The organism is Novosphingobium chloroacetimidivorans (genome assembly GCF_014204535.1).
Taxonomy (GTDB): Bacteria; Pseudomonadota; Alphaproteobacteria; order Sphingomonadales; family Sphingomonadaceae; genus Novosphingobium; species Novosphingobium chloroacetimidivorans.
The window spans coordinates 24,685-47,680 of record NZ_JACHLR010000008.1 but is presented as its reverse complement, the minus strand read 5'-3'; the positions used below and the strand labels follow the sequence as shown (position 1 = coordinate 47,680).

20 protein-coding genes are annotated in these 22,996 nt (G+C 64.2%); 13 read left to right on the top strand and 7 right to left on the bottom strand.

The features are described from left to right. Positions 1–26: 26 nt before the first annotated feature. Entirely contained in the window at positions 27–635 is a 609-nt protein-coding gene (locus HNO88_RS10505; RefSeq protein ID WP_184244861.1) for a pyridoxamine 5'-phosphate oxidase family protein, read from the top strand. After that, complete coding sequence (locus HNO88_RS10500; RefSeq protein WP_184244859.1) at positions 632–1,042, top strand: VOC family protein; 411 nt, start codon at positions 632–634, stop codon at positions 1,040–1,042. Before HNO88_RS10505 ends, HNO88_RS10500 begins: the two co-directional genes overlap by 4 nt. A 118-nt stretch (positions 1,043–1,160) precedes the next feature. Here the strand turns inward: HNO88_RS10500 and HNO88_RS10495 are convergent, their stop codons facing one another. Then, positions 1,161–2,636 (bottom strand): acyl-CoA reductase, encoded by a 1,476-nt coding sequence (locus HNO88_RS10495; protein WP_184244857.1) that lies wholly within the window; start codon positions 2,634–2,636, stop codon positions 1,161–1,163. A gap of 193 nt (positions 2,637–2,829) precedes the next feature. Continuing rightward, the gene (locus tag HNO88_RS10490) at positions 2,830–3,414 is read right to left on the bottom strand and encodes a TetR/AcrR family transcriptional regulator (RefSeq protein WP_184244855.1); all 585 of its coding nucleotides are present in this window, start codon (positions 3,412–3,414) and stop codon (positions 2,830–2,832) included. Positions 3,415–3,764: 350 nt separating this feature from the next. On the opposite strand from HNO88_RS10490, the gene HNO88_RS10485 reads away from it, so the two are divergent. The 3 genes from HNO88_RS10485 to HNO88_RS10475 are packed head-to-tail and all read left to right on the top strand — an operon-like array spanning position 3,765 to position 6,826. Next, positions 3,765–5,162 (top strand): hypothetical protein, encoded by a 1,398-nt coding sequence (locus HNO88_RS10485; protein WP_184244853.1) that lies wholly within the window; start codon positions 3,765–3,767, stop codon positions 5,160–5,162. A gap of 15 nt (positions 5,163–5,177) precedes the next feature. Beyond that, on the top strand, positions 5,178–6,032 hold the full coding sequence (locus tag HNO88_RS10480) for a TauD/TfdA dioxygenase family protein (protein WP_184244851.1): 855 nt from the start codon (positions 5,178–5,180) through the stop codon (positions 6,030–6,032). A gap of 56 nt (positions 6,033–6,088) precedes the next feature. Further along, on the top strand, positions 6,089–6,826 hold the full coding sequence (locus tag HNO88_RS10475; protein WP_184244849.1) for an SDR family oxidoreductase: 738 nt from the start codon (positions 6,089–6,091) through the stop codon (positions 6,824–6,826). Positions 6,827–7,116: 290 nt separating this feature from the next. On the opposite strand, the gene HNO88_RS10470 is transcribed toward HNO88_RS10475, so the two are convergent. The 4 genes from HNO88_RS10470 to HNO88_RS10455 all read right to left on the bottom strand — a co-directional run bounded on the left by HNO88_RS10470 (position 7,117) and on the right by HNO88_RS10455 (position 14,417). Then, positions 7,117–10,335 carry an autotransporter domain-containing protein gene (locus tag HNO88_RS10470; RefSeq protein WP_184244847.1) on the bottom strand — a complete coding sequence of 1,073 codons (3,219 nt, stop codon included), beginning with the start codon at positions 10,333–10,335 and terminating at the stop codon, positions 7,117–7,119. Between the two features lie 70 nt (positions 10,336–10,405). Further along, positions 10,406–12,799: a TonB-dependent receptor gene (locus HNO88_RS10465; protein WP_184244844.1), complete on the bottom strand. Its 2,394-nt coding sequence runs from the start codon at positions 12,797–12,799 to the stop codon at positions 10,406–10,408. A 28-nt stretch (positions 12,800–12,827) separates the two neighbouring features. Next, a complete protein-coding gene (locus HNO88_RS10460; RefSeq protein ID WP_184244842.1) occupies positions 12,828–13,742 on the bottom strand; it encodes a FecR family protein in 915 nt (304 codons plus the stop codon). A gap of 60 nt (positions 13,743–13,802) precedes the next feature. Then, the gene (locus HNO88_RS10455) at positions 13,803–14,417 is read right to left on the bottom strand and encodes an RNA polymerase sigma factor (RefSeq protein WP_184244840.1); all 615 of its coding nucleotides are present in this window, start codon (positions 14,415–14,417) and stop codon (positions 13,803–13,805) included. A 141-nt stretch (positions 14,418–14,558) separates the two neighbouring features. Between HNO88_RS10455 and HNO88_RS10450 the strand changes: the two genes are divergently transcribed. The 6 genes from HNO88_RS10450 to HNO88_RS10425 all read left to right on the top strand — a co-directional run bounded on the left by HNO88_RS10450 (position 14,559) and on the right by HNO88_RS10425 (position 20,427). Further along, positions 14,559–15,461: a zinc-binding dehydrogenase gene (locus HNO88_RS10450; RefSeq protein WP_184244838.1), complete on the top strand. Its 903-nt coding sequence runs from the start codon at positions 14,559–14,561 to the stop codon at positions 15,459–15,461. A 97-nt stretch (positions 15,462–15,558) separates the two neighbouring features. Beyond that, positions 15,559–15,720 (top strand): hypothetical protein, encoded by a 162-nt coding sequence (locus tag HNO88_RS10445; RefSeq protein WP_246381542.1) that lies wholly within the window; start codon positions 15,559–15,561, stop codon positions 15,718–15,720. 260 nt (positions 15,721–15,980) lie between these two features. Beyond that, on the top strand, positions 15,981–17,102 hold the full coding sequence (locus HNO88_RS10440) for an ATP-NAD kinase family protein (protein ID WP_184244836.1): 1,122 nt from the start codon (positions 15,981–15,983) through the stop codon (positions 17,100–17,102). Between the two features lie 27 nt (positions 17,103–17,129). Next, positions 17,130–18,533 carry an aminomethyl-transferring glycine dehydrogenase subunit GcvPA gene (gene gcvPA, locus HNO88_RS10435; protein ID WP_184244834.1) on the top strand — a complete coding sequence of 468 codons (1,404 nt, stop codon included), beginning with the start codon at positions 17,130–17,132 and terminating at the stop codon, positions 18,531–18,533. Next, the gene (gene gcvPB, locus HNO88_RS10430) at positions 18,530–20,083 is read left to right on the top strand and encodes an aminomethyl-transferring glycine dehydrogenase subunit GcvPB (protein WP_184244832.1); all 1,554 of its coding nucleotides are present in this window, start codon (positions 18,530–18,532) and stop codon (positions 20,081–20,083) included. Before gcvPA ends, gcvPB begins: the two co-directional genes overlap by 4 nt. Positions 20,084–20,139: 56 nt before the next feature. Then, on the top strand, positions 20,140–20,427 hold the full coding sequence (locus HNO88_RS10425; protein WP_184244830.1) for a DUF1330 domain-containing protein: 288 nt from the start codon (positions 20,140–20,142) through the stop codon (positions 20,425–20,427). A 194-nt stretch (positions 20,428–20,621) separates the two neighbouring features. Here the strand turns inward: HNO88_RS10425 and HNO88_RS10420 are convergent, their stop codons facing one another. After that, positions 20,622–20,921, bottom strand: coding sequence for a hypothetical protein (locus HNO88_RS10420; RefSeq protein WP_221419951.1), 300 nt, complete (start codon positions 20,919–20,921; stop codon positions 20,622–20,624). 264 nt (positions 20,922–21,185) lie between these two features. Between HNO88_RS10420 and HNO88_RS10415 the strand changes: the two genes are divergently transcribed. Next, positions 21,186–21,344 (top strand): hypothetical protein, encoded by a 159-nt coding sequence (locus HNO88_RS10415; RefSeq protein WP_184244828.1) that lies wholly within the window; start codon positions 21,186–21,188, stop codon positions 21,342–21,344. Positions 21,345–21,981: 637 nt separating this feature from the next. After that, the gene (locus HNO88_RS10410; RefSeq protein WP_184244826.1) at positions 21,982–22,722 is read left to right on the top strand and encodes an SDR family NAD(P)-dependent oxidoreductase; all 741 of its coding nucleotides are present in this window, start codon (positions 21,982–21,984) and stop codon (positions 22,720–22,722) included. Positions 22,723–22,996: the final 274 nt, after the last annotated feature.

Below are 22,996 nucleotides of genomic sequence, written 5' to 3'. Positions count from 1 at the left end.
GACGGGAAAGCGCTAGTTAACCGGGCATGGCAGCGACCTATCTCAAGACCATGTTCGGTCCTCGATCCCGCATCCTGCAGGAAGCGGCAGGATCGCGCGCATCCTACGCCCGGATGGAGGCGCATGCGGGCGAGCGGGACATGCTGAGCGCGCGCGAAACCGACTTCATCCGTGCGCGTGACAGCTTCTACATGGCGACGGTGAGCGAACACGGTTGGCCTTACATCCAGCATCGCGGCGGTCCGCCGGGCTTCCTGCGACCGATCGGCGGCAATCGGATCGGGTTCGCGGATTTCACGGGTAACCGGCAGTATCTCTCGACGGCGAACATCGCCGCGGACGATCGCGTCTCGCTGTTCCTGATGGATTATCCCAATCGGCGCCGGCTCAAACTGATCGGCCATGCGCATGCCAGCGACGATCCCGCGCACATCGCCGCGCTGATGATCCCCGGCTACACGGCCCAGCCCGAGCGGATGTTTCTGATCGATGTGGTCGGCTTCGATTGGAACTGCCCACAGCATATCGTTCCGCGCTTCACCGAAGCCGAGATCCAGCAAGGCACCGAAGCCATGCGTGAGGAACTCGCCCGGCTGCGCGCTCGCATCGCCGAACTGGAAGGACCGACATCATGACGCAAAAGCTGACCCGCGGTGTGCACCATGTCGGCCTCACCGTGCCCGACCTCGATCAGGCGCGCGCCTTCTTCTGCGGGGTCCTGGGCTTCGACGAAGTCGGCGGCGTGCCGAGCTACCCGGCGATCTTCGTGTCCGACGGCGCGATCCTGCTCACCTTGTGGCGGGCTGCCGATCCCGACACCGCACGGGCCTTCGATCGGCGCGCGAACATCGGCCTGCACCACCTCTCGTTGGCAGTCGCGGACGATGACGCCCTCGACGCGCTGTGGGCGAAGGTCAGCGCACATCCGCAAGTCGTGGTCGATGCCCCTCCGTCCGCGATGCGGCCGGGCTCGGCCACGCGCCACTTCCTGATCTTCATTCCAGGCGGCATTCGCATCGAGTTCGCCACGCCCTTCGCCTGAGTCGTCCGCTTCAGGCGATTGCGACCGCTTCCAGCGCTAAGGGCGGTTACGCCGCGCGGCCTGACAGCGCGCTGGGGTCGGAGGGCGATGGGCTTGTGGCGCCCACCGCCTGCCGAGTTCACTCGGCCGCGATGCTGAGCGGCACTTGCTCACCCGTGGGTCGCTGATCGATGACCCACCGCACGTTCCGGCGCAGCGGCTCGATGCCGTCGTGCGGCATGCCCGGAGGCATGCTTTGTATCTCGCGATAGATCCGCCAGACATCGCCTCCGCCAAGCGGGACCAGCCGCTGGACGCCGGCGAGGGCCAGCGGATCGAGCAGGCGGTCGCGCAGGCTTTCCGGGTAGACGCCGACCGTCTGGGTGGTGTCGTCGCACCATTGCACGATATCGAGCAGGTTCTCGACCGGCACGATGTTGACGACGCGGTTGTTGAGTTGATCGTAGAAGTCGACGCGGTCGGGAAACTTCGAGATCACGACTCCGCCATTCACGGTGTCGCCCTCGACATGGTAGAAGTCGTCCTCGAACGCGACCGCTTCCATCTCGGCTTCCAGTTCGCGGTTGGGCGCTAGTGCCGGTGTCGACAGGATCGCCGGCAGCGTCTGGTATGCAGCCACGATTCGCCGCCCGAATGCCACCAGGCGCTCGATATCGGGCTCCTCGGTGCCGCTCTCGACATAGACGAGGCGCGAATTCACGCAGGCCGTCTGGTTGTAGAAGCCCGAGATCACCGCGACTCCGGTCGCAGCCTCGGCCATCGCGGTTTCGGTCGCGAGCGCTTCCTTGCCGATGACCGAAACCGAGAACTTGGGATTGAGAGCGGTCAGGTCGATGCCGGGCGTGAGGAATTTCTGGATGTGCTTGACCGAACTCACCCCGCCCCACGCGGTGATCTTGTCGATCCGCGTGGTGCGCACGATCTGCGATTCCATGAACTCGTCGCCGCCCTTCCAGTAGGCGACCGCGATGTGCTTGCTGACCGGATGCGACGCATCGAGATCGAGCAGCGTGCGCACGATCGCATTGGCGGTCAGCGGATCGTTGGACGGCGCCTTGATCAGGATGTCGGACTTGGTCAACGCGCCGCGCACGATGGTGAGCGCGGCGACCACGGGCACGTTGCCGGCGGTGATATGCAACTGGCGCGTGCCGATCGCCCGGACGCGGCAATAGGGTCCGCTCGGCGCCGGAATCCAGCCGTCGAGGTAATCGGCACCGATGGTGCTGTCGACTTGCGCGAACAGGGAGTCGGGATCGAACATCAGCGGCAGGTCGTCATACACGCCCTTGAGGATTGGCTCTGCCAGCCCACCTGCCTTCAGCGCCAGTGCGAAGCTCTCCTGAAGATAGGGGTTGTCCACCAGGACCAGCCGCTTGCCGAGTTCCGCAAGAAAGTCGACGATCTCGCGGACGGGGACTTGCTGCAGATCGGCGAGCAGCAAAGGATTGCCGAGCACCAGGTCGTGGATGTGCTTGTGAGGATCGGGCGCGCGGAACGTGGCGCCCCCGCGGCCCTTGAACGCGATGGCATCCTCGCCCGGCACGATGATGCGGCCGCGCGCGATGATCGGGATCTCGTAAGCGTCTGTCATGATCTGCTTCCTGGATGCCGGCGTAAGACCGTCGGTCGGGCCAGCGGTCCGACGATACGTGCGACGCCGGCCATGGCCACCGTTTGGACGCCAGTCTGCGTCAAACGCGTGCCAGGAGCAAACCAATTTTTGTCATCTTGTTAGCAGCGGACTGTCGGGACGGCGCACGTCTGTCTCGCGCATGGACGACGGCTCAGCCGATGCGTGCGATGCCCCAGTCGAACAGCTTGCGCACATCCGTGTGACCGATCGTCAGCCCCATGGCTTCCTCGCGGCCCAGCAGGAGCGCGGTGCTGAACAGCATGAATGACAGCGCTTCGGGCGAGAAAGGCCCCAGGTCCAGGCCATGCTCATCGACTTGCCGGGCGATGGCCTCCGCATGCTTGCGCCGCGCGGCAGCCATGAAGCGGTTCACCTCTTCACGCACCCCGTCATGGTGGTTGGCCAATGCGAAGAACTCGAACACCAGCTTGGCGTCCACCGTGCTGTTCCAACTCTCCCAGATCGTCTGGATCGGCTGCCGCGATGCGGCTTCTTCGTCGATCCGTTCGAGCGCGCGGCTGGTACGCCGCTTGAAGGCCGCGAGCAGGAGATCATCCATCGTCTCGAAATAGTAGTACACCAGCTGCTGCTTGAGGCCGGCTTCCTCCGCGATCCGCCGTGACGTTGCGGCCGCATAGCCTTCCTCACGCATGACCCGCTCCGTCGCATCGAGCAACTGGTTCGAAACCGCGGAGTCGGGCGATCCCATTCTTCGGCGCGGCGGCGTCACTTCCATTCTCCTGTCCTGAGGGCGGCCGTCTTCTATCCTCGGGAGCGAGCCCGATTTCAAGCCGCGCGCCTCGGCGCCACCCGAGCCGGCGTGTCTACCGCCATCGGGCCGAAAGGCCGCAGCGGGCTTTGGCGGGGGCGGTCGCTCCGGCGATGCGACACCTGCGCCGTCGAAAGGCGCTTACATGGCCATCGAACGAATGCTAACAATGTGATCAACAACCCGAGCGGGGAGTCGCATTTTCCTTGGAGCAGCCGCAGCACTCGCAATGCCGCACGCACCCGCCGGCATCGCGCAAACTGCGGATGCGGTGAACGGCTGAACCGTCGACAATCCGGCTATCGTGGGAGAGATGCATGACCGAGGTACTGAACAAGCCGCTTGCCCCGGAGCGCCCGTGGACCTGGATCGACGACGGTTTCGAACCCCTGTACGCAATGAGTTGGCGCGAGTGCGAGGACGCGCAGCTTGCCGCGCTCAAACTGCAGTTCGACAAGATGAGCGGCCAGGTCGCGGCGCTCGAGAAGCTCGCCAAGCGTGAGGGCATCAGCTCGGTCGACAGCGTGGAGGATGCGCTGCCGCTGCTGTTCGATCATCGCATCTACAAGAGCTACCCGCTCTCGATCATCGAAAAGCGCCAGATCGGCAAGCTCAACGCGTGGCTCGATCGGCTGACGACGCATGACCTGACCAAGCTCGACCTGACCGGGCTGACCATGATCGACCAGTGGCTCGACCGGCTGGACGATTTCGGGATGCTGGTTGGCACTTCATCGGGCACCACCGGCAAGCTCAGCTTCGTGCCTCGTTCCAAGGTCGAACTGCCATCGTGGAAGCATTCCTATTTCGAGGCGCAGCGCGCGACCACCGGCGTCGATGCCTATACCGATCACGTCGACACCTTCTTTCCAGGCTATCGGGGCGGCCATCACATGCTGCTCAAGATGCTGAGCCTGTTCAACATCCCTGCGGCCGGCGGTCCCGAGCACTATCATACGCTCTACCAGACCCATATTCCCGCCGACCTGATGTCGCTGGCGGGCCGGATGCAGGTGGCCGAGGATCGCGGCGAGCTTGCGCAGCTCGGTCTGGAACCGGCGCTGCTGAAGGCCCGCGAGGACATGATCGCTCAGGGCAAGCGGCGCGAGCAGGATATCGAGGCCTGGTTCTTCAAGCTGTTCGAAGAGTTTCGCGGTCGACGCGTGAAGCTGGGCGGCTCCTTCGCCGACCTGATCCGGACCGCGACCAGCGGTATCGAAAAGGGGCTGAAACCCGACTTCGGCGAGGGATCGTTCATCATGACCGGCGGCGGCATGAAGGGCTTTGCCGGCGCACCCGACGACTGGGAAGGCTACGTCGGGGATTACTTCGGCATCGACAACATCGGCATGTTCTATGGCATGTCCGAAGTCATGAGCATGTCGCCGCGCTGCAGCCAGGGCAACTTCCATATCCTGCCCGTCACCATCCCCCTGCTGTTCGACCGCGACATGAAGCTGCTGCCGCGCGAAGGGGCTCAGACCGGGCGCTATGCCTTCTTCGACCTGATGGCGCAGACGTATTGGGGAGGCTTCATCTCGGGCGACGAAGTCACCCTGCACTGGGACGAGGACTGCCGCTGCGGCTGGAAGCAGCCTTATGTCGGGCCGGGAATCCGCCGCTATTCCGAGATGGAAGGCGGTGACGACAAGATCACCTGCGCCGGCACGGCGCAGGCCTATAACGACTTCATGGACTTCGTGTCGCAAACCTGAAGCTGGCGGGAGGGAATGACGATGATCGTCGATGTCGAGAAGATCGCACCGTTCGGCAATGCAGTGGAACTCACCGCATTGCCCTCCGAAGGCTCGGCCGATGCCGCGCGTCTGCTTGAGCTGTACCAGGAGGATGGCCTGCTGGTTGTGCGTGGTCTGAAGCTGGATCACGACAGGCAAGTGGATTTCTGCCGGCTGTTCGGGCCGGTGCTGCCTACGCCGTACGAGAACTTCATCGTATCGAACGTGGAGGCCGACGGTCACCTCGGCACGCGCGAGCTGCTGTGGCATAACGATGTGCCCTACCTTCCCTCGCCCTATCTCGCGGGCTGCCTCCACGGCCTGCGCGTCGACCCCGAGGCCGTCGGCACGCGGTTCGCCAGCGGATATCGCGCGTACGAGAAGCTGCCCGAGGCGCTGAAGCAGCGGATCGCCGGCCTCAAGGCGCTGCATGTGCGCGAGCGCGTGTACGATCGCCGGAACCGCCTAACCGACCTGGAGGAAGGCGACATGTGCACGGTCCATGCGGTGGTGCGCGAAGCTGCGGCGACGGGCCGCAAGTACCTGTTCGTCAACCAGGCCTGGACGGCCCAGATCATCGGCCTCTCCGAGGTGGACGAGAATGCGCTCATGCTCGAGCTGCACGATCACTTTTACGCGCAGGACAACGTCTACAAACACGCCTGGGCCGAAGGCGACATCGTGCTGTGGGACAATCTGGCGGTGCAGCACGCGCGGGGCAAGGCGGGCACCGGCGTGCGCACGCTGCAGCGCGTGACGATCACCAGGCTGGGCTATGCCGACCAGTACCCCACCGACCTGGGCATCGGCGAGAGCCTCGGCAATCGCGAGATGCTCGCCGCAACCTGACACATAACGACCCCCACCATCCACTTGAACTCATTATCGAAAGCGACATCACGGACATGGGCAATCTCACGGGCAAGGTGGCGCTGGTCACCGGCAGCGGACGCGGCATCGGCAGAGAGGTCGCGCTGCGGCTTGCGGAAGACGGGGCCTCGATCATCGCGCACTACTCCGGCACCAAAGCCGGCGCGGAGGAGGTTGTGCAGCAGATCCAGGCGAATGGCGGCACGGCGGTCGCCTATCAGGCCGACATCTGCAAGCGCGACGAGATCGTCCGCATGTTCCAGCAGATCGACGAACGGCCCGGCGTGCTCGACATCGTCGTCAACAACAGCGGCGTGATGACGACGTCGAACTTCGGCGATCTCTCGACCGAGCAGGTGGACCTGGTCTTCGGCGTGAACGTCTTCGGTCCGCTCTACATCGTCGACGAGGCGATCAAACGCATTCGCGACGGCGGACGGATCATCAACTTCAGCTCCAGCGTCGCGAAGTACCCGCTGGCGAGCGCGGGCATCTACTCGGCCGCCAAGAAGGCGCTGGAGAGCTTTACCGAAAGCTGGGCCCGTGCCCTCGCCCCGCGGAACATCACGGTGAACGCCATCGTGCCAGGTGCCGTCAGCCCCGGCATGATGGATGCCTCACCGCAGTACCTTCCGCATATGATCGCCGCATCGCCCTTCGGCCGGATCGGCAAGGCGACCGAGATCGCGTCCATCGTCTCGTTCCTGGCGTCGGAGGAAGCCAGCTGGGTGACAGGCGGTCAAATCCTGGCGAACGGCGCGGCCAATACATAGAGCCTCGCCTTTCAATCGCAGATCGTCGGACCAGCACCGCAGTACGTGCGGTCAAAAGAAGTCTGAGGCTTGCCGGCAGCGCGAGATCGTCCGGTATGTTCAGCCGAGCCGGTTCAACGATACTCTCCTTACTAATTTCACTTACCTAACGCCAGCATGGTAGGCGGCACTTGCATTGTTACCATGCTGATTGGAATTTCGGCACCGGAGTACGCGTGCGGGGGGCAAAGGACGGTACCCCGGTGCCTGGGACGACGGTGCGATGAGGGGATACCGCCGTCCTCAAGGGTTCACCAGCCGATCGTGACAGAGCCACGCACGGCCAGGCCGACACGGCCGTGGCGGTCTTCACCGGAAAGTTCACCGCCCATCGTGAAGCCTGCGGAGCCGCCAATCGCGCGCAGGCGAGCAAACCAGCCGCTGTCCGCTTCGCTGCCGTCGAGGGTAAAGTTGTTGCCACCGTCGAAGTGTGCGGTCGTCGAACCGAGGCCGCCTCCGACGATCTCGCGCCAGCCGCCTTCGGTCTCGACGCGGAACCAATTTTCGTCTCTCGCGCGCATGCCGAGGAAGTCCACGCCCACGGTAAGGCTGGGGTTCACGGCCAGTTCGTCGCTGGTGCGCGCATCCACGATCAGGTTCAGCGTCTCGCCGCCGGTTTCCGCGTAGCCGTCTTCCTTCAGCCGAGTGTAATCCACGGTTACGCCGGGCCGGAAGAAAAAGAACTGCGAGCCGCCCTCGACAAAGACGCCGCCCGAGGCCGTCACGTAGTTGCCGTCCCAGTCCGCATCCATGGTGCGACTGATGGTCTCGGCACCGGCCTTGCCGGTGAATGTCCGCTTGCCATCGAAGTTCATCTTGCCGACGGCGCCGCGGGCGAATGCGCTGACCGGGCCGAGCTTGCCGCGCCAGTGCGCCGCCACTTCGAAGCCGGTGGACTCCACGTCCGACACATCGCCATTCGCGTGATCGTTGTTCACGTACGCGAGCGTCGCGCCGAAGCGTCCTACTGCGGTCTGGTACTCGCCTGTCGCGGACCAGGCATAGCCTTTCAGCTTGTATGCGGCGCTCTCTCCGGCTTTGCGGTCGCTGTCCCAGAACGTCATGTTGACCGTAGTGCTGAACCGGCCAGAGCCGACGATTGGTCCGGTCGGATCCTGCATCTGTCGCGCCAGAGCGCGCGCGCCCAGACTGACCCCTTCGAAGGCGCCGCCCGCGTGATCGGGCAGCAACTGAGCCACGGCACCGCGGAATTGCTCGCCGTTGGTGATGCCCAGGAACACGTCCTCGATCTTCTGGTCCTTGCCCAACACCGCGTAGACCGCGTCGTAGGCCGCCGTCGCCGAGCGGTTGAGGCCGAGTTCGGTGGCGGTGCGCCGCGCGACATCCACCACGATCGTGTTCGCCGCCGCATTCTTGTTCAGCTCGGCCTTGAACATGAAGGGAACCAGGTCGGTCATGGTCGTCAGCTTTTCGCGGCCGGTCAGACTGCCGGCTGTCAGGACCTGGTAGCTGCCCTCTGCGGTCGAGATGTCGGCGAGCCGGATACCGAGCTTGGCGCCCTCGGCGAAATTGGCATTGCCTGCGACATTGTAGCCCGATCCCGCGCCCGCTGACTTGTCGAGGGTGACCACCAGCACGCCGGTTGCGCCGACATCGAGCGAGGCGATCGAAACCGGCTTGTTGATGTCGAGAGTTCCGCCCGCGATCCTGACGGCCAGGTTGTTCGAATTCGCGAACGAGCCGCTGAAGCGCGACGTTCCGGCAAGAGTGAGCACGTCCAAGCCGCCGCCGAAATCGACCGCGCCGCTGTAGGCACTGCTTCCCGCAAGCGACATGGTGTCGTTGCCGGTGCCGAAGGTCACCGCGCCTGTCTGAACCGCATCGCCCGAGAGGCTCAGCGTGTTCGCGCCGGTGCCGAACCGGACGTCGCCGGTCAGCGTGCCGTCGGCAAGGTCGAGCAGGTCGTCGCCCGCGCCGAGGCGCACGTCACCGACGATCGAGGGTGCAGCGAAGCCAGCGGCGACCTGGGTTTGCTTGAGGGTGACCTTGCCGGTGGCGCCTGTAAGGTCGATCGCGATGTTGCGCCCTGCGCCGGCCTTCGCCCCGGTTGCCGAGATCGTGCCGGCGTTCTCGATCGAAGTGACCGATCCGCTGGCGTCGGAGATTGCGGTTGCCGAGCCGTTCTCCCCGGCCACCGACTTGATCGTGCCACTGTTGCGGATGACCGGCAGGCTGCCACCCGCGTCTATGCGGATTGCTGTCGCGAGCGCGTTCGTGGCGTTTCCGCCGCTCGCCGCAATCGTGCCGGCGTTCTGCAGCAAGGGCGTCGTGGCTCCCGAGCCGATCCGCAACGCGGTGGCACTCGCGCCATTCGAAGCGGCAGTGATGGTCCCCGAGACGCCGATGCCGTTGTCGATACCAACCGCGCCGCCGCGCCCGCCGACGACCAGTCCACTGGCATTGACGCCGGAGTAGACACCGATACCTTCGATCGACCCATCGACGATCAGCCCGAACTTGCTCGCTGTGCTGGCGACCGGGCCAAGGGTAATCGCGCGATCGGTGGCGCCGATCTGCATGGCCGGCGCGGCGCCGTAGGACACGACCTTGGCGGCGCCTTCCTTGGCATCTTCGATGCCGTCATTGTCCTCGTCGGGCTTGGTGGTGTCGGTGTCCTTTGGCGCGACAGCGAGCACGATGCCGCCGCTGACGTTGCCCTCCACCAGCAGCGCCGGGCCGCCCTGCAACAGATCGTCCGCGTCCAACTTGGTGGCATCGGCAGGAGCGGCGGTATAGCGATAGCCGGTCGAAGTGACGGTGCCTTGCACCACCATGGCGCCAGCCACGTCTCCGGCAAAGCGGGCGCCGATCGCATCCTTGCCTTGTGCCGAAACCGTACCCGCCAGACGTACATTGCCATCGATCGCCTGTGCGGAGACGCCGACCGAGCGGTCGCCTAGCACCTTGGTGGTGCCATCGTGGGTGAAGGTGCCCGTCAGCTTGCCGTCCAGCGCGATGCCGGCGGAATCATTGCCTTCAACTGAAATCGTGCCGCTCTGCGTGATTTTGCCGGCGTGCGCGCCCTGGGTGCGGATGCCTGTTCGGTTGGAGCCGAGTGCGAAAGGCCCATCGATGTCGCCATCGTTGTCGGTGTCGGTCGGAGTGTAAGGCTCGTCGATCGTGATCGTACCGGTATTGACGATGTCGCCGCTGGAGTTTGCCACCGAGACGATACCGCTGGCCCCGTTCGCGTTCGCGATGGTCAGTGCGCCGGCATTGGTCACGGCGTGATTGCTGTCCTGCGTGATCGCCGTGCCGCCAGACAGGACCACCGATCCCGCAGTCGTGACGTTGATCGTATCGGCGGCGCCGCTCTTGATCGTCGAGGTACGCAGCGATGTGGTGCGTGCGTTGGTCACGTCTTCGGCGTGGGCAGCGGTGGCAACGGCCATCATCGCCGTCGTCGCCAGGAGAGTATAGGGAAAGGTCTTGGGCAAGTAGCGCGGCATCTTCGTCCCTTTGCGGTGCGTATCGACACCTCAGACGGAGACCTTCGCGGTCAGCCTTGAAAAAAGTTCCTTAGAAGCGGGCGTCCACTCCGAGGCGCAGCGTGCGCGGGCGCAGGGGCGTCACCTGATCGCGCCCATTGCCGAACGGGGTGCCAAGCGAGAAGCGGTTTCCCAGCGTATTGGCGATGTTGCTAAGCCCCAGCGTCACGCCGTAGCGCTCAGTGCCGATCCGCATGTCCGCACCGCTGTCGAGGTAGTCGCCTTGCGCGTCGCCCAGCCTGGGACCGATACCGAGGCGCGACTTGCCGACATAGCTTACCCAGGTGTTTGCGGCGAGGCGCAGATCCGGGCCGATCTCTCGGCTCCAGTTCAGTCCGGCCCGCCCGGAGAACTGGGCGATGTTGGGCACCTGCATCGAGCGGGCGGCGATCGCATCGGAAACGGCGACGCTGGAAAGAGGAAACGGTATCGATCGCGCAACCAGTTCGGCGATCTGGGCAGACGGCTCGTCGATCTCGCTGCGGTTCCAGGTTGCGCCCGCCTCCAGCCTGAGCCCGGGAGCCAGTGCGACCCCACCGGTCATGCTGGCGGACCAGACCGTGCCGTTACCGATGTTGGCGGTGCTGGGCAGGCCCGATCCGTCGATGAAGTCGGCCTGGATGTCGCGCCACTTGGTGAACGATACGCTCACCGCCAGGTCGACGGGGCTGGATCCCGGTCGGCCATGGCGCGCGCCGAACTCCCATGTCGCGGTGTGGTCGTGGCGGAAGCGGCGGACGAAATCGCTTTCGATGGCAAGGCCTCCTGGCCGGAAACCCTCCTGATAGCGCATGTAGAGGCTGGTTTCCGGCAGGACCTGCCCCACGAGGGCGAAGGACGGTAGCACCGTCATGATCGAGCGGCCGGCCGTGACTTGCGCACGCGCGAAGGCGATCGATGGCGGCACGTCCTCGCCCGCGCCGCCAAGCCGAGAATGGGTGATACGTCCACCGGCGGTGGCGGTGAGGCCGGGACGGATGCGCAGGCTAGCCTCGGCATAGAGCGTCGCCTCGTCGATCGTGTTGCGCACACCGGTGGCATCGCGGCGTTGATCCTCGACCTCGAAGCGTCTGGAAAGGACGGTGCGGTTGTGCGTGAAGCTTGCACCGACCAGCCAACCGAACCCATCTGTTTCGGGCTGCCATGCACGGGTTTCGTGCGCGAACATGCGCGTGCGATTTTCCTGCGCAAAAAGGCGCGGCGTCCCATCTGGCAGGCTGGCGTCGTAACGCTCGGACAAGTGCTGACGAACGAGTCCGGTCGTCGAGCGTAGGCGTACGTCGCCGAGCCGCCCGGACACGACAAACTGCCCCATCGCGTAATCGCTATCGGCGCCTTCACGCAGCGCCGCATTGCTGGTGAGCGGGTCACCATCGCGCGCGGCGTACTGGCTGTCGCGCGCATCGGTAGACTGGCCGACGCCGATCAGATCCAGGGCCCACTCGGGCGCGATCTCGGCCCGCAGGCTTGCCCGGCCGCCGAGGATGCGGGTGCGGTTGACGTCGCTCTGCTTCAACATCGGCTTGTCGATGTAGCCACCTGCCGATGCGGCATCGACCGTCGCCCGAAAGGCGATCGCACCGGCCACCGGCAGGTTCACCGTCGCGGCCGCATCCCCGCCACCGGATCCGCTCTGTGTCAGCGAGCCGCCAATTGCGATCGACCCGCTGGCCTCGCCCATGATCGGCGGGTTGGGCACCAGGCGGATGATTCCGCCCAACGATCCGGCTCCATAGAGCGTACCCTGTGGTCCCTCGAGCACTTCGACGCGTGCCATGTCCGACAGCCGCAAGTCCGGATCCGGCGCGTTGTAGGTGAGGCGCAAGTCGCCCAGGTACTGTCCGACAGTGGCCTGGGTCGGTCCGGTGAAGCTGGAATCGGCAATGCCGCGAATGAACAGCTTGTTGCGGCCGCTGCCCAAATGTGTCGACGTCACCGTGGCGAGGCGTTGGGTGATCTTCTCGGTGCCACCGATGCCGCCCGCCTCCAACGAGGCGCCATCGAGAATGGTGATCTGGCCGGGCACCTGAGCAATCGTGAGGTCGCGCTTCGAGCCGATCACGATGATCGGCGCGGCAGCGACGGTTTCGCTCGGCGGGGCTGGGTGCCGCGCCGGCGCAGCTTCGCGCGCAACCCGCTGGACCACGCGAGCGGCCTCGATGCGCCAAGCACCCGGGGCCACCAGGACAGCTCGCCCATCGGCCGAGCGGGCCAGCCGCCTCACCGCCTCCAGCGGCTCCATGCGACCGCGCAGAGGTTGCACCGTCCGCCGCGCGACATGAGGATCGGCGATGACGATGCTCGTGCGGGTCTGCCGCGCCAGCACGATCGCCACCTGGGCAACGGTTCCCGCATCGGTCGATACCACGACCTCCCTGGCCAGCGCCGGGGAGGCAATGGCCGAAAACATGACAGCCGTGGCCATCAGGGAGGCTGCAGCACAACGCACTGGCTCAGCGCGCGCCGATCACCCAGCGCCCACCCTCGGCACGGACGGACACGCCTAGTAGCGGGCCTAGCTGGGCGGGATCCTTGCGCAAGGGGGCGGTAAGGATCGAGCCTGAGACCGTGCCACTGCCGTGCGCGGCATAGTCGATCCCGGTCGCGCGCTTCAGCTGCGCGGCGACCTCGTCGAGCGATGCGGTCTCGAAGGTAAGGCGACCCTCGCGCCATTCGCCGATTTGCTCGACCGGGACGCGCGAGAGCACGGCATTGGCCGAACCCTGCGTGTGACGCAGCATCTCGCCGGCAGATATGCGTACGTCGGCGTCACCAGGGTTGAACTGCACCGCCCCTTCCGAGACTGCGACGATCAGTTCCTTGCCATCGTGCCGGACATCGAAAACGGTACCGACGTCCACCAGCCGCTCGTCTCCGACGGCGACCTGGAACGGATGTGCTGCGTCATGGCGCACGGTGAACAGCGCCTGCCCATGGTCGAGCCGGGCAAAACGCGTGTCCTTGCGGTCGAACGCGAGCGCGGAACCACCGGCGAGCGTGACGTGTGTGCCACTGTCGAGCGCGACGACGCGCGTCTCGCCCGTCGCCGTCTCGATCGTATAGAGGTCCCGGCGCTCGGCTTGCAGAACCCAGGTTGCTGCGACCACCGCCAAGAGTGCCGCGATGCCGCCCAAGAACCAGGGACGCCGGCGCCCTGGAACCGCTTCCGCCACGTCGTCATTCGCGGGCGCCGCCGCCGCGATCAGGTCTGTCGCATCCACTACTCCGGCGGCGACCTCGTCATAGGCGCGCGCGTGTTCCGGGTCGGTCTCCAGCCAGAGCATGAACCCGTTCCAGTCGGCGAACGCGGGATCGCCCGCGCGCACCGCCCAGGCCAGCGCCTGTTCCCGGACTTCGTCACTCGCCATTGCGCGCTCCTTCTGCGCAGAAGACGGAGACGAGCGCCATCAACCTTGATGAGAAATGGCTCATCCTGACTTGTCCTTCCACTCCGCCAAGGCGCGATAGGCCGTGCGAAGGTCTGCCTCGACCGTGCTGACGCTGATGCCCAGCTTCTCTGCAACGACTTTCTGAGCCTCGCCTTCGATGCGATGACGGCGGAAGATCGCGGCAACGCGCGGGCCAAGTCGTTCGAGCATGGCCAGCACGCTTGCTGCCTCCTGCGCGGCGGCGATCGAGCGCTCGGCCGAGGGCTCGTTGGCGACCCCCGGCGGGTCGCCAGCGTTCAACTCACCCCAATCCCGATCGCGCACGCCAGACTGACGGGACGAGCGAAAGCGGTCGATCATCAGCAGGTCTGCGGTGCGAAAAAGATAGGAAAGCGGCGCGGCTACGGGTCCCGGCGGACCAGCGGCGATCTTAAGCCAGACCTCCTGAACCAGATCTTCGGCGCTATCCCCTGCCCCACGTGCACGCAAGAACCGCAGCAGCTTGTCCCGGTTATCAAGGAAGGCGGCTTCCAGGCCGGCTCGGGGCGGTTCGACAATCACGGTAGTGATACTGCTACAAGGCGGAGTGATGGTCCGCAACAAAGGGCAAACGACCGCGAGACAAGTCGCGCACGCGGGGCCGTTCACGTCCATCGCGTCGCTTTCAAAGTTTTATTGAAACTGATCCTGAATCAGACCGACTACCGGGAGCATCCCGACTAACGCAAATAGGCGACATCCAGAATGATTCCCGGGCCATGAAGCCCGGCAACATCTACTCGAAAGGATTTCGTGGTGGCCAAGACCATGAAGGCAGCTGTCCTCACCCGCTTTGGCGGCCCTCACTCGTTCGAGCTCCGCGATGTCGCCGTGCCTGAAGTCGGCCCGCGCCAAGTGCGGGTGCGAGTGCACGCAACCGCCGTCAATCCGCTCGATTACCAGATCCGCCGCGGCGACTATACAAACTATGTCCCGTTGCCCGCGATCATCGGCCATGACATCTCGGGCGTCATCGAAGAGCTTGGCTCGGACGTTCACGAGTTCGCGGTGGGCGATGAAGTCTATTACACACCAAAGATCTTCGGTGAGGCGGGCTCTTATGCCGAGCAGCATGTCGCCGATGTTGAATTGGTCGGCCGCAAGCCCAGGAATCTCACACACCTCGAGGCGGCGAGCCTGACGCTGGTCGGCGGCACGGTCTGGGAAGCGTTCGTCCAGCGCGCGCAACTGCAGGCCGGGGAGACGATCCTGATACACGGCGGCGCTGGCGGTTCGCTCGGCGCGGACGAGGCGATCGACTTTACCGCGGAAGACTATGTGGAAGCGGTTGCCCGGGTGACCGACGGTGCGGGCGTGAACGTCATCTTCGATACGATCGGCGGCGACACGCTCACGCAGAGCCCGCTTGCCCTGGCCGATGCCGGGCGGGTGGTCAGCCTGGTCGATATCGCGCAGCCGCAGAACCTGATCGAGGCTTGGGGCAAGAACGCGGCTTATCACTTCGTGTTCACTCGCCAGAACCGCGGCAAGCTCGACGCGCTCACTGACCTTGTCGAGCGCGGCCTGGTCAAGCCCGTGATCGGCGCCACCCTGCCGCTCGCGCGCATGGGCGAAGCGCACGAGCTGCTGGAAAACGGCTCGGCGCGAGGCCTGCGCGGTAAGGTCGTGATCGACGTGTCAGGTGAGGCGGGCGCCTAACTCGCCGCCTGAGACGTCGCGTGGACGGCCGCCCCCCTACCCCGGCCATCCACAACCAAGGAACGAGAGATGAAGTTCAGCCGGCGACCCGTCACCGATGTTCTCGACGAGATCGGAAGCGAAGTCGTTCCATGCGGGCAAGCTGCGCACCACGCTGACCGAGCGCCTGTCGCCGATCAATGCCGCCGTTCTCAAGCACATTCACTCTCTGCTCGAGAGCGGCAAGGCGCGAGGCAAGATCGTCGTCGAGGGCTTCTGAACGACGCACCCGGATGCCCGACACGACCCGCTCATCGACGAGCAGATCAACCGCCGGGTCGGCGCGACACCGCGTTGCTAATTCTGCGACGCTTTGGAACGCTTTGGCCGACTAGTGCCTGCCATCGGCCTGCGTCAACTACAAAAGGACGGTTCCTGTCCGACTGAAAACCCCCAGCAAGGACTAGTTGCCATGTCAGCATATCATCAAGGGGCTGATCTCGGTCGATCCTCTAGCCAACCTCGCCGGTGTCATCTCTGATGTCTGGGCCCGAGCTTGGTCTTATTATCAACCCAGTCGCAGGGATGGGCGGGCGAGTTGGCCTGAAGGGTACGGATGGACTCAACATCCTTCAAGAAGCACGACGCCGCTGTGCGAGACCCGCAGCACAGGATCGCGCGCTTGCAGCGCTGGCGCGCCTAAGGGAGATATCAGGACTGCGCATCCTGACTGCCGCAGGTGAAATGGGCGAAGCAGCGGCGCGCGCTACCGGGCTCGATGTCACGGTGATCCACCACGCGGATCAGGAACAGACAAGCGCGACCGACACCGCCAGTGCCGCAGCGACAATGGCAGATCGTGGTGTCAGCCTGATCCTGTTCGTCGGCGGCGATGGCACCGCGCGTGATGTGCTCAGCGCAACCAGTGATCGCGTGCCGCTACTTGGCGTACCGGCAGGCGTGAAGATGCACTCCGCGGTGTTCGGCACGACGCCGGCCAATGCCGGGCATCTCGCGGCACTGTTCCTTGCCCGCCACCCAAGCGCGCGACTGCGCGACGCAGAGGTGATGGACCTCGACGAGGACGCGATCCGAGCCGGCCGGGTATCGGCGCATCTCCATGGCCATGCGCGCAGCCCATATGAGCGCCGCCTCGTTCAGAATGCCAAGGCCGGCTCCGTGCCTGGCGAGACTGAATCACTCGACGCGGTGGCCCGGCAAGTGGCAGCGCAAATGCGGCCCGACCATCTCTACATCCTGGGTCCGGGCACCACCACGCGTCGCGTCGCGGACGCGCTGGGCATCCCCTCGACACTGCTCGGCGTCGATGCCGTCCTGAACGGCGAGTCGATCGGCCTCGACCTCGACGAGCAGGCGCTGCTGCGCGCGATGGAAGGGCGCGAGACCGAGATCATCGTCGGGGTGCTCGGTGGCCAGGGCAGCCTGTTTGGACGCGGCAATCAGCAAATCAGCGCGGAAGTGATCAGGCGCGTCGGGAGGCATCGAATCCAGGTGATCTCGACCGTCCAGAAGTTGATCGCCTTGTCCACCGGCGCACTGCAGGTCGACACCGGCGATCCGGAGATGGACGCGATGCTTGCGGGCCACCTTCCCGTTCTCACCGGCCCCGGCCGCACCACGCTCGTTCGAGTTCAAGCCTGACCAATCCCTCATGAAGGAGCTTCGTCCATGCGAGACGTTTCAGCCCACCCCTATATGGCCAATTCGGTCCCCGCGATTCAGCAGGAGATGCTGGATTCAATAGGGGTTGCCACCGTCGAGGAACTGTTTGTCCAGATCCCCGAGGACCACCGTCTATCGCGCCCGCTCCACCTTCCTCCAGCTTTAAGCGAGCGGGAACTGCGCCGGCACCTCCTCGATATCCTTTCGAAGAACAGCACTACCGAGGACAACCTAAGCTTCCTTGGCGCTGGCATCTGGCAGCATCACGTTCCGGCGGCGGTGGACGAGATCGTCCGCCGCAACGAATGGCTTACCTCCATTTATGGCGAGCCCAGTTCCGACCATGGTCTCTACCAGGCATGGTTCGAGTTCTGCAGCCAGCTTGGCGAGTTGCTGAACCTCGATCTGGTCGGCATGCCCGTGCGTAGTTGGGGCACCGCCGCCGGCCACGCCCTTCGAATGGCAGCTCGGCTTACCGGCCGTAACGAAGTGGCGGTCGTTCGCGCGATCGACCCGGAGCGGCTGTCGATCATCCGCAACTATTGCGAACCGCCGGAGATGGCGAACCACATAGCGATACGGCTCGTAGACTACGATCCAGCGACTGGGCTGATCGATCTAGACGATCTGCGGGCCGCGCTCGGCCAGCAGACAGCAGCCGTCTATTTCGAAGTGCCGTGCTACCTTGGCGTGATCGAGCATCAGGCCGCCGAGATCGCCGCCATCGCCCGCGTGGCCGGTGCACAGACCATCGTGGGGGTCGACCCGATCTCTCTGGGCGTGCTGTCCGCGCCTTCGGCCTACGGCGCCGACATAGTCGTCGGCACCATTCAGCCCCTCGGCATCCACCTCCATGCCGGCGGCGGGGTCGGCGGATTCATCGCGACGCGCGACGAACCTCGCTACGCCGCGGAGTATCCGACGCTGTTCATCAATATCGCCGAGACCATCAAGCCGGGCGAGTACGGGTTCGGGCGCGCCTTGCTCGAGCAGTCATCCTACGATCAACGCGAAAACGGCAAGGACTGGATCGGTCACTCCGTCTATATGTGGGCGGTCGCCGCGACCGCCTACATGGCGACGATGGGGCCGCAGGGTTTCGTCGAGATCGGCGAGATCATCCTGCAGCGCGCCCACCATGCCGCGAGTCGCCTCGGCGATCTCGAAGGCGTCCGGATCTCCTTCCCCTCGGGCTTCTTCAAGGAGTTCGTCGTCAACTTCGACGACACCAAAAAGAGCGTCTCCGAGATCAATGACGCGCTGCGCGCCGAAGGCATCTTCGGCGGCCACGACCTTTCCTCCGACTTCCCGGAACTCGGCCAGAGCGCACTCTACTGCGTCACCGAGGTCCACACCCATGCCGATATCGAGCGCCTGGTCGGCGCCGTTCAGAAGGTGATCGCACGATGAGCGTCGAACTCAAGCAATACCAGGCACCCGTCTGGAACGAGCCCGTGATCCTTGACATGGGGTATCCCGGTCGCCGCGGCGTGCTCTTCGCGGCAGTGGAACCCGAGATCCGGCAGCATGTCGGCGACGCGTCGGACCTGATCCCCTTCGCCATGCGCAGGCAGGACAGGCCGGCCCTGCCCGAGCTGTCGGAACCCGAAGTTCTCTACCACTATCTGCGCCTCTCCCAGCAGACGCTCGGCATGATGGGCATAAGCCTCTTCGGCACCTGCACCATGAAGTACAACCCCCAGATCAACGAAGCGATGGCCTGGCGCCCCGAGATCACGGAGCTCCATCCGCTGCAGCATGAAGACACCATGCAGGGCGCGCTCGAGATCGTGCACAACATGGATCTGATGCTGCGCGAACTGTCGGGGATGGACCAGTTCGTGTTCCAGGCCGGCGGCGGCTCCGAGGCAGCCTTTACGAACTGCGCGGTGACACGCGCCTATCACGCTTCGAAGGGCGAGCTCGAACAGCGCGACGAAGTCATCGTGACGATCCAGACCCACCCCTGCAATCCGGCAACTGCCGCAGCGGCCGGGTTCAAGGTCATCACCCTGATGCTCGATGAGAGCGGCTACCCGTCGCTCGACGCGCTCAAAGCGGTGGTGTCCAACCGCACCGCTGCAATCATGGTCAACAATCCTGACGACATGGGCGTCTACAATCCCGACATGAAGGAATGGGTGCGCATCGTTCACGAAGCGGGCGGTCTGGCCTTCTACGACGCCGCCAACTTCAACGGCACCATGTCCAAGTTGCGCGCTCGCGAGATCGGCTTCGACGCCTGCATGTTCATGCTGCACAAGACCTTCGGCGCGCCGAAGAGCGGCGTCGGCGGCCCGGCGACCGGCGCTTATGGGGTCTCCTCCGAACTGGCGCCGTTCCTGCCGTCACCTTTGGTCGTGCGCGATGGCGACCGCTATCGCCTCGACGCCGACCGGCCCCAAAGCGTCGGCAAGATCCGGGAGTTCCTGGGCAATGTTCAAGTTGTGCTGAAGGCCTACGCATGGACCCGCTCGATGGGCGCGGAAGGCATTGCGCAAGCATCCGACATCTCGGTCCTGTCCAACAACTACATGGAGAAAGGCCTGCTCGCCATCCGTGGCGTGACCCGCTCCCATCCCGAAGCCACGACGCCGAGGATGGAGATGACGCGTTACTCGTTCCAGCAGATGAAGGAGGAGACGGGGGTCGACATCCACGACGTACAGAACCGGATGTCCGACTTCGGGATCGATCCGTTGTGGGCGAGCCACGAGCCCTGGTTGTTGCCCGAACCTTTCACGCCGGAAGCCGGCGAGATGTACGGCAAGGAGGCGCTCGATCGATGGATCGCCGTGATCGCTCGCATTTCCGACGAGGCCTACTCGGATCCGGAACTCGTCAAGACTTCGCCTCATAATCAAGCAGTCCACCGCCTGAAGCCTGGTATGATCGACGATCCCTCCAGTCGGTCCATGACGTGGCGTGCCTTCAAGCGAAAGATGGCCGCAACTGGCTAAGACAAAACCATTCAGATGAACTGTGCCCTTCACAGACCCGAGCAAGGATAGTTGCCATGCCAGCTTATGTCGTTTTTATGCGAGACGAGATGCTCGATCGCGTTGAGTTCGAAGAATACGCCGCCAAGGTCGATGCGAGCTTCGAAGGGCATGACGTGAAGTTCCTCGCCGACTACGGCACGATCGAGACGTTGGAAGGCGCCGGGATCGAGGGTGCGGTCATCCTTGAATTCCCGGATATGGACGCGGCCCGGACATGGTATCGCAGTCCCGAATATCAGGCGACCGCACAGCATCGCTTCCGGGGCGCGCGCTATCGCGGCTTTATCGTCGAGGGACCCTAGCGCATCTCGGCTCTACTTATCGATCCTTGCAAATTGGTAGATTGTGTTCGTTTTACGCAAGCCGCGTGGACTAGAAGATCCGACCCCAACGTTACGATGAGGACCGCCTGGAGCGCCCTGGGCGGTCGCGCGGGAGCCCCTGACACGGGCCACAGCGCGACCGCCTGTTCAGTTGTGCGTCGATACGGCCGCAGTCAACGGCGACACTCCCGACGATCCGGTTTGCGGTCACAACGCTGCCGCCGCGCGCGCTCGGCCATGATTTGGCCGTCCTTGGCGATCTGTGAGGTGAGCGCCATCTCTTCCAGCGTTTTCTGCTGCTTGAAGTCCCGTCGGCGCTGCTGCTCCAGCATGCAGTTGCTGTATTCGGGCGTGCCATAGCTCGACCCGAAGCTGGCGCAGGTGCGCGCGTCCTCGCGATGCTTGCGGCTCTGAGCATGCGCGGGACCTTCGGCAACGCAAAGGGCTGTGATCGCGAGCAGGCCGATCGACATCAGCGCCGGGCGCGTCCTAGCGAAATGGCTTTTGATCATCTCTATTCCTCTTCCGAAAGTTCTGAATCTTCCGATGGGATCGGGCGAGCCGCCCGACATCGATCCAGCGCAGTGCCGGCTGTCGCCTAGAAAGCAGCTGAAGATTGCGCGAACATGGCCACCACGACCCGGCGACACATGGATAGCCGGCACAGGACCACCCGATGCCCCCTCTGCCTGCGCCTCGGGTCAAGACCCATAAACGAGGTTGCCATAGCGGCGCGGATGCGACTCAGGCTCTGCGGCGGCAGAATCGTCAATTCAAGCGAGTTCTGGTTGCGTGAGGCACAGTTTGAGCGGCTTCGGACACTGCTGCCGGACAAGGTGCGCGGTGTGGCCCAGGTCGACGATCGTCGGGTGATCAGCGGCATCATTCATGTGTGAAGGCTGGCGGGCGCTGCCGCATCTGGGCTGCGACGATAGGTTCACGACGATTCTGAGGCGCGCTCGGATGATGAGCCGGCTTTCAGCTCTCGTTGGCGAAAGGTGCTTCTGCAGCTACCATTTTCAAGCGGCATACCGCTAAGCTCCTTCAGCCGCTCACCCCATCTGCACAGGCTCCAGGGTTCTTCCAAGCTCCGTCAGCTCGTACTCCACCTTTGGCGAAACTTCGGGGAAAGATAGTGCGGCTGATGATCCCGTCTGCTTCCAATTCCACTTAATTGAAGCGTGATCATCCGCGGCGTTGCGGCTGGAGTCAGACGCCAAATCGCATTGCTGAAGCGGCAAGTATGTTCCGCAAGATGCTTAACCCGTTCGCGTTCTTCCGGCGGGATCCCGACAGACCGTGCTCTGAACATCGGACGTCGTCCCAACATAGCGTTTGTCAGGAACAGGGAAATCTGGAGTACAATCGGGGAAGGCGCAGCGTTCCTCCCTACGCAACACAGTTTGGCACTTCCCGGTGCTAATAATGCTGTTCGCAAATGCTAAGTCTGCGGAGAAGAAAGTCTTGGGCCTTTCCGATCCCGCGGCCCACCGCGGGTGGTTTGAACCAGACATGGTACTGTAGGACCGATTGATGATTGATCTGAATGGAAAACGAGCCCTCGTAACTGGCGGTTCTCGAGGAATTGGTGCGGCGATCGCTCTGGTGTTGGCTGAAAACGGCGCCGACGTTGCCTTCACCTATCAAAGCGCAGCTGAAGAGGCGCAAAAAGTCGTGAAGTCCATCGAGGGCGCGGGATGCCGTGCGATCGCGATCCAAGCTGATAGCGCAGATCCGCAGGCGATCGCCCGCTCGGTGGATGAAGTCGTTTCGAAGCTCGGCGGAGTCGACATTCTCGTCAACAGCGCAGCGATCGGCCACTCAGGCATGATCGCGGATCTGGACCTCGCCGACTATCAGCGCGTGATGGACGTCAACGTGCGGGCACCGGTCCTGTTTGCGAAGGCTGTCATTCCCCACCTCAAAGATGGTGGCCGCATCATCACGATCGGGTCGGCACTGGGCGAGAGAGTGCCCTTTCCCGGAATCACGATCTACGCGATGTCGAAAGCAGCGCTGACATCCTTTACCCGCGGCCTGTCGCGAGAGCTCGGCCCAACGGGCATCACCGTCAATCTCATTCAGCCGGGGGCCACCAACACGGACTCGAACCCTGCCGACGGTGAGGCGGCCGATTTCCAACGCAGTCTCACGTCTCTCGGACGTTACGCAGAGCCCCGCGAGATTGGCAATGCGGTAGCTTATCTCGCCAGCCCGGCCGCGAGCATGATCACGGGCGCGGCTCTTACCGTCGATGGCGGCGCGATCGCCTAACGCCTGATCAGAGCAGCGAGCTCGGTGGCCTCCAGGGACCGGCCGGCACGTTGCATAGAAGCAAAAGCCCGGCGTGACGCCGGGGCAGGCCGACGGACAACGCACTTCAAGCGAGGAGCCGCATGGCAGCCATTCATTATCGCAGGCAGACGGTGGGCAACGTCGAGATCTCTTATCGGGAGGCTGGTCCCGCCGACGCTCCGGTGCTGCTTCTCCTCCACGGCTTTCCGCTTGCGAGCCACATGTTCCGCGAGAGGAACTCGCCGCGGCAGGT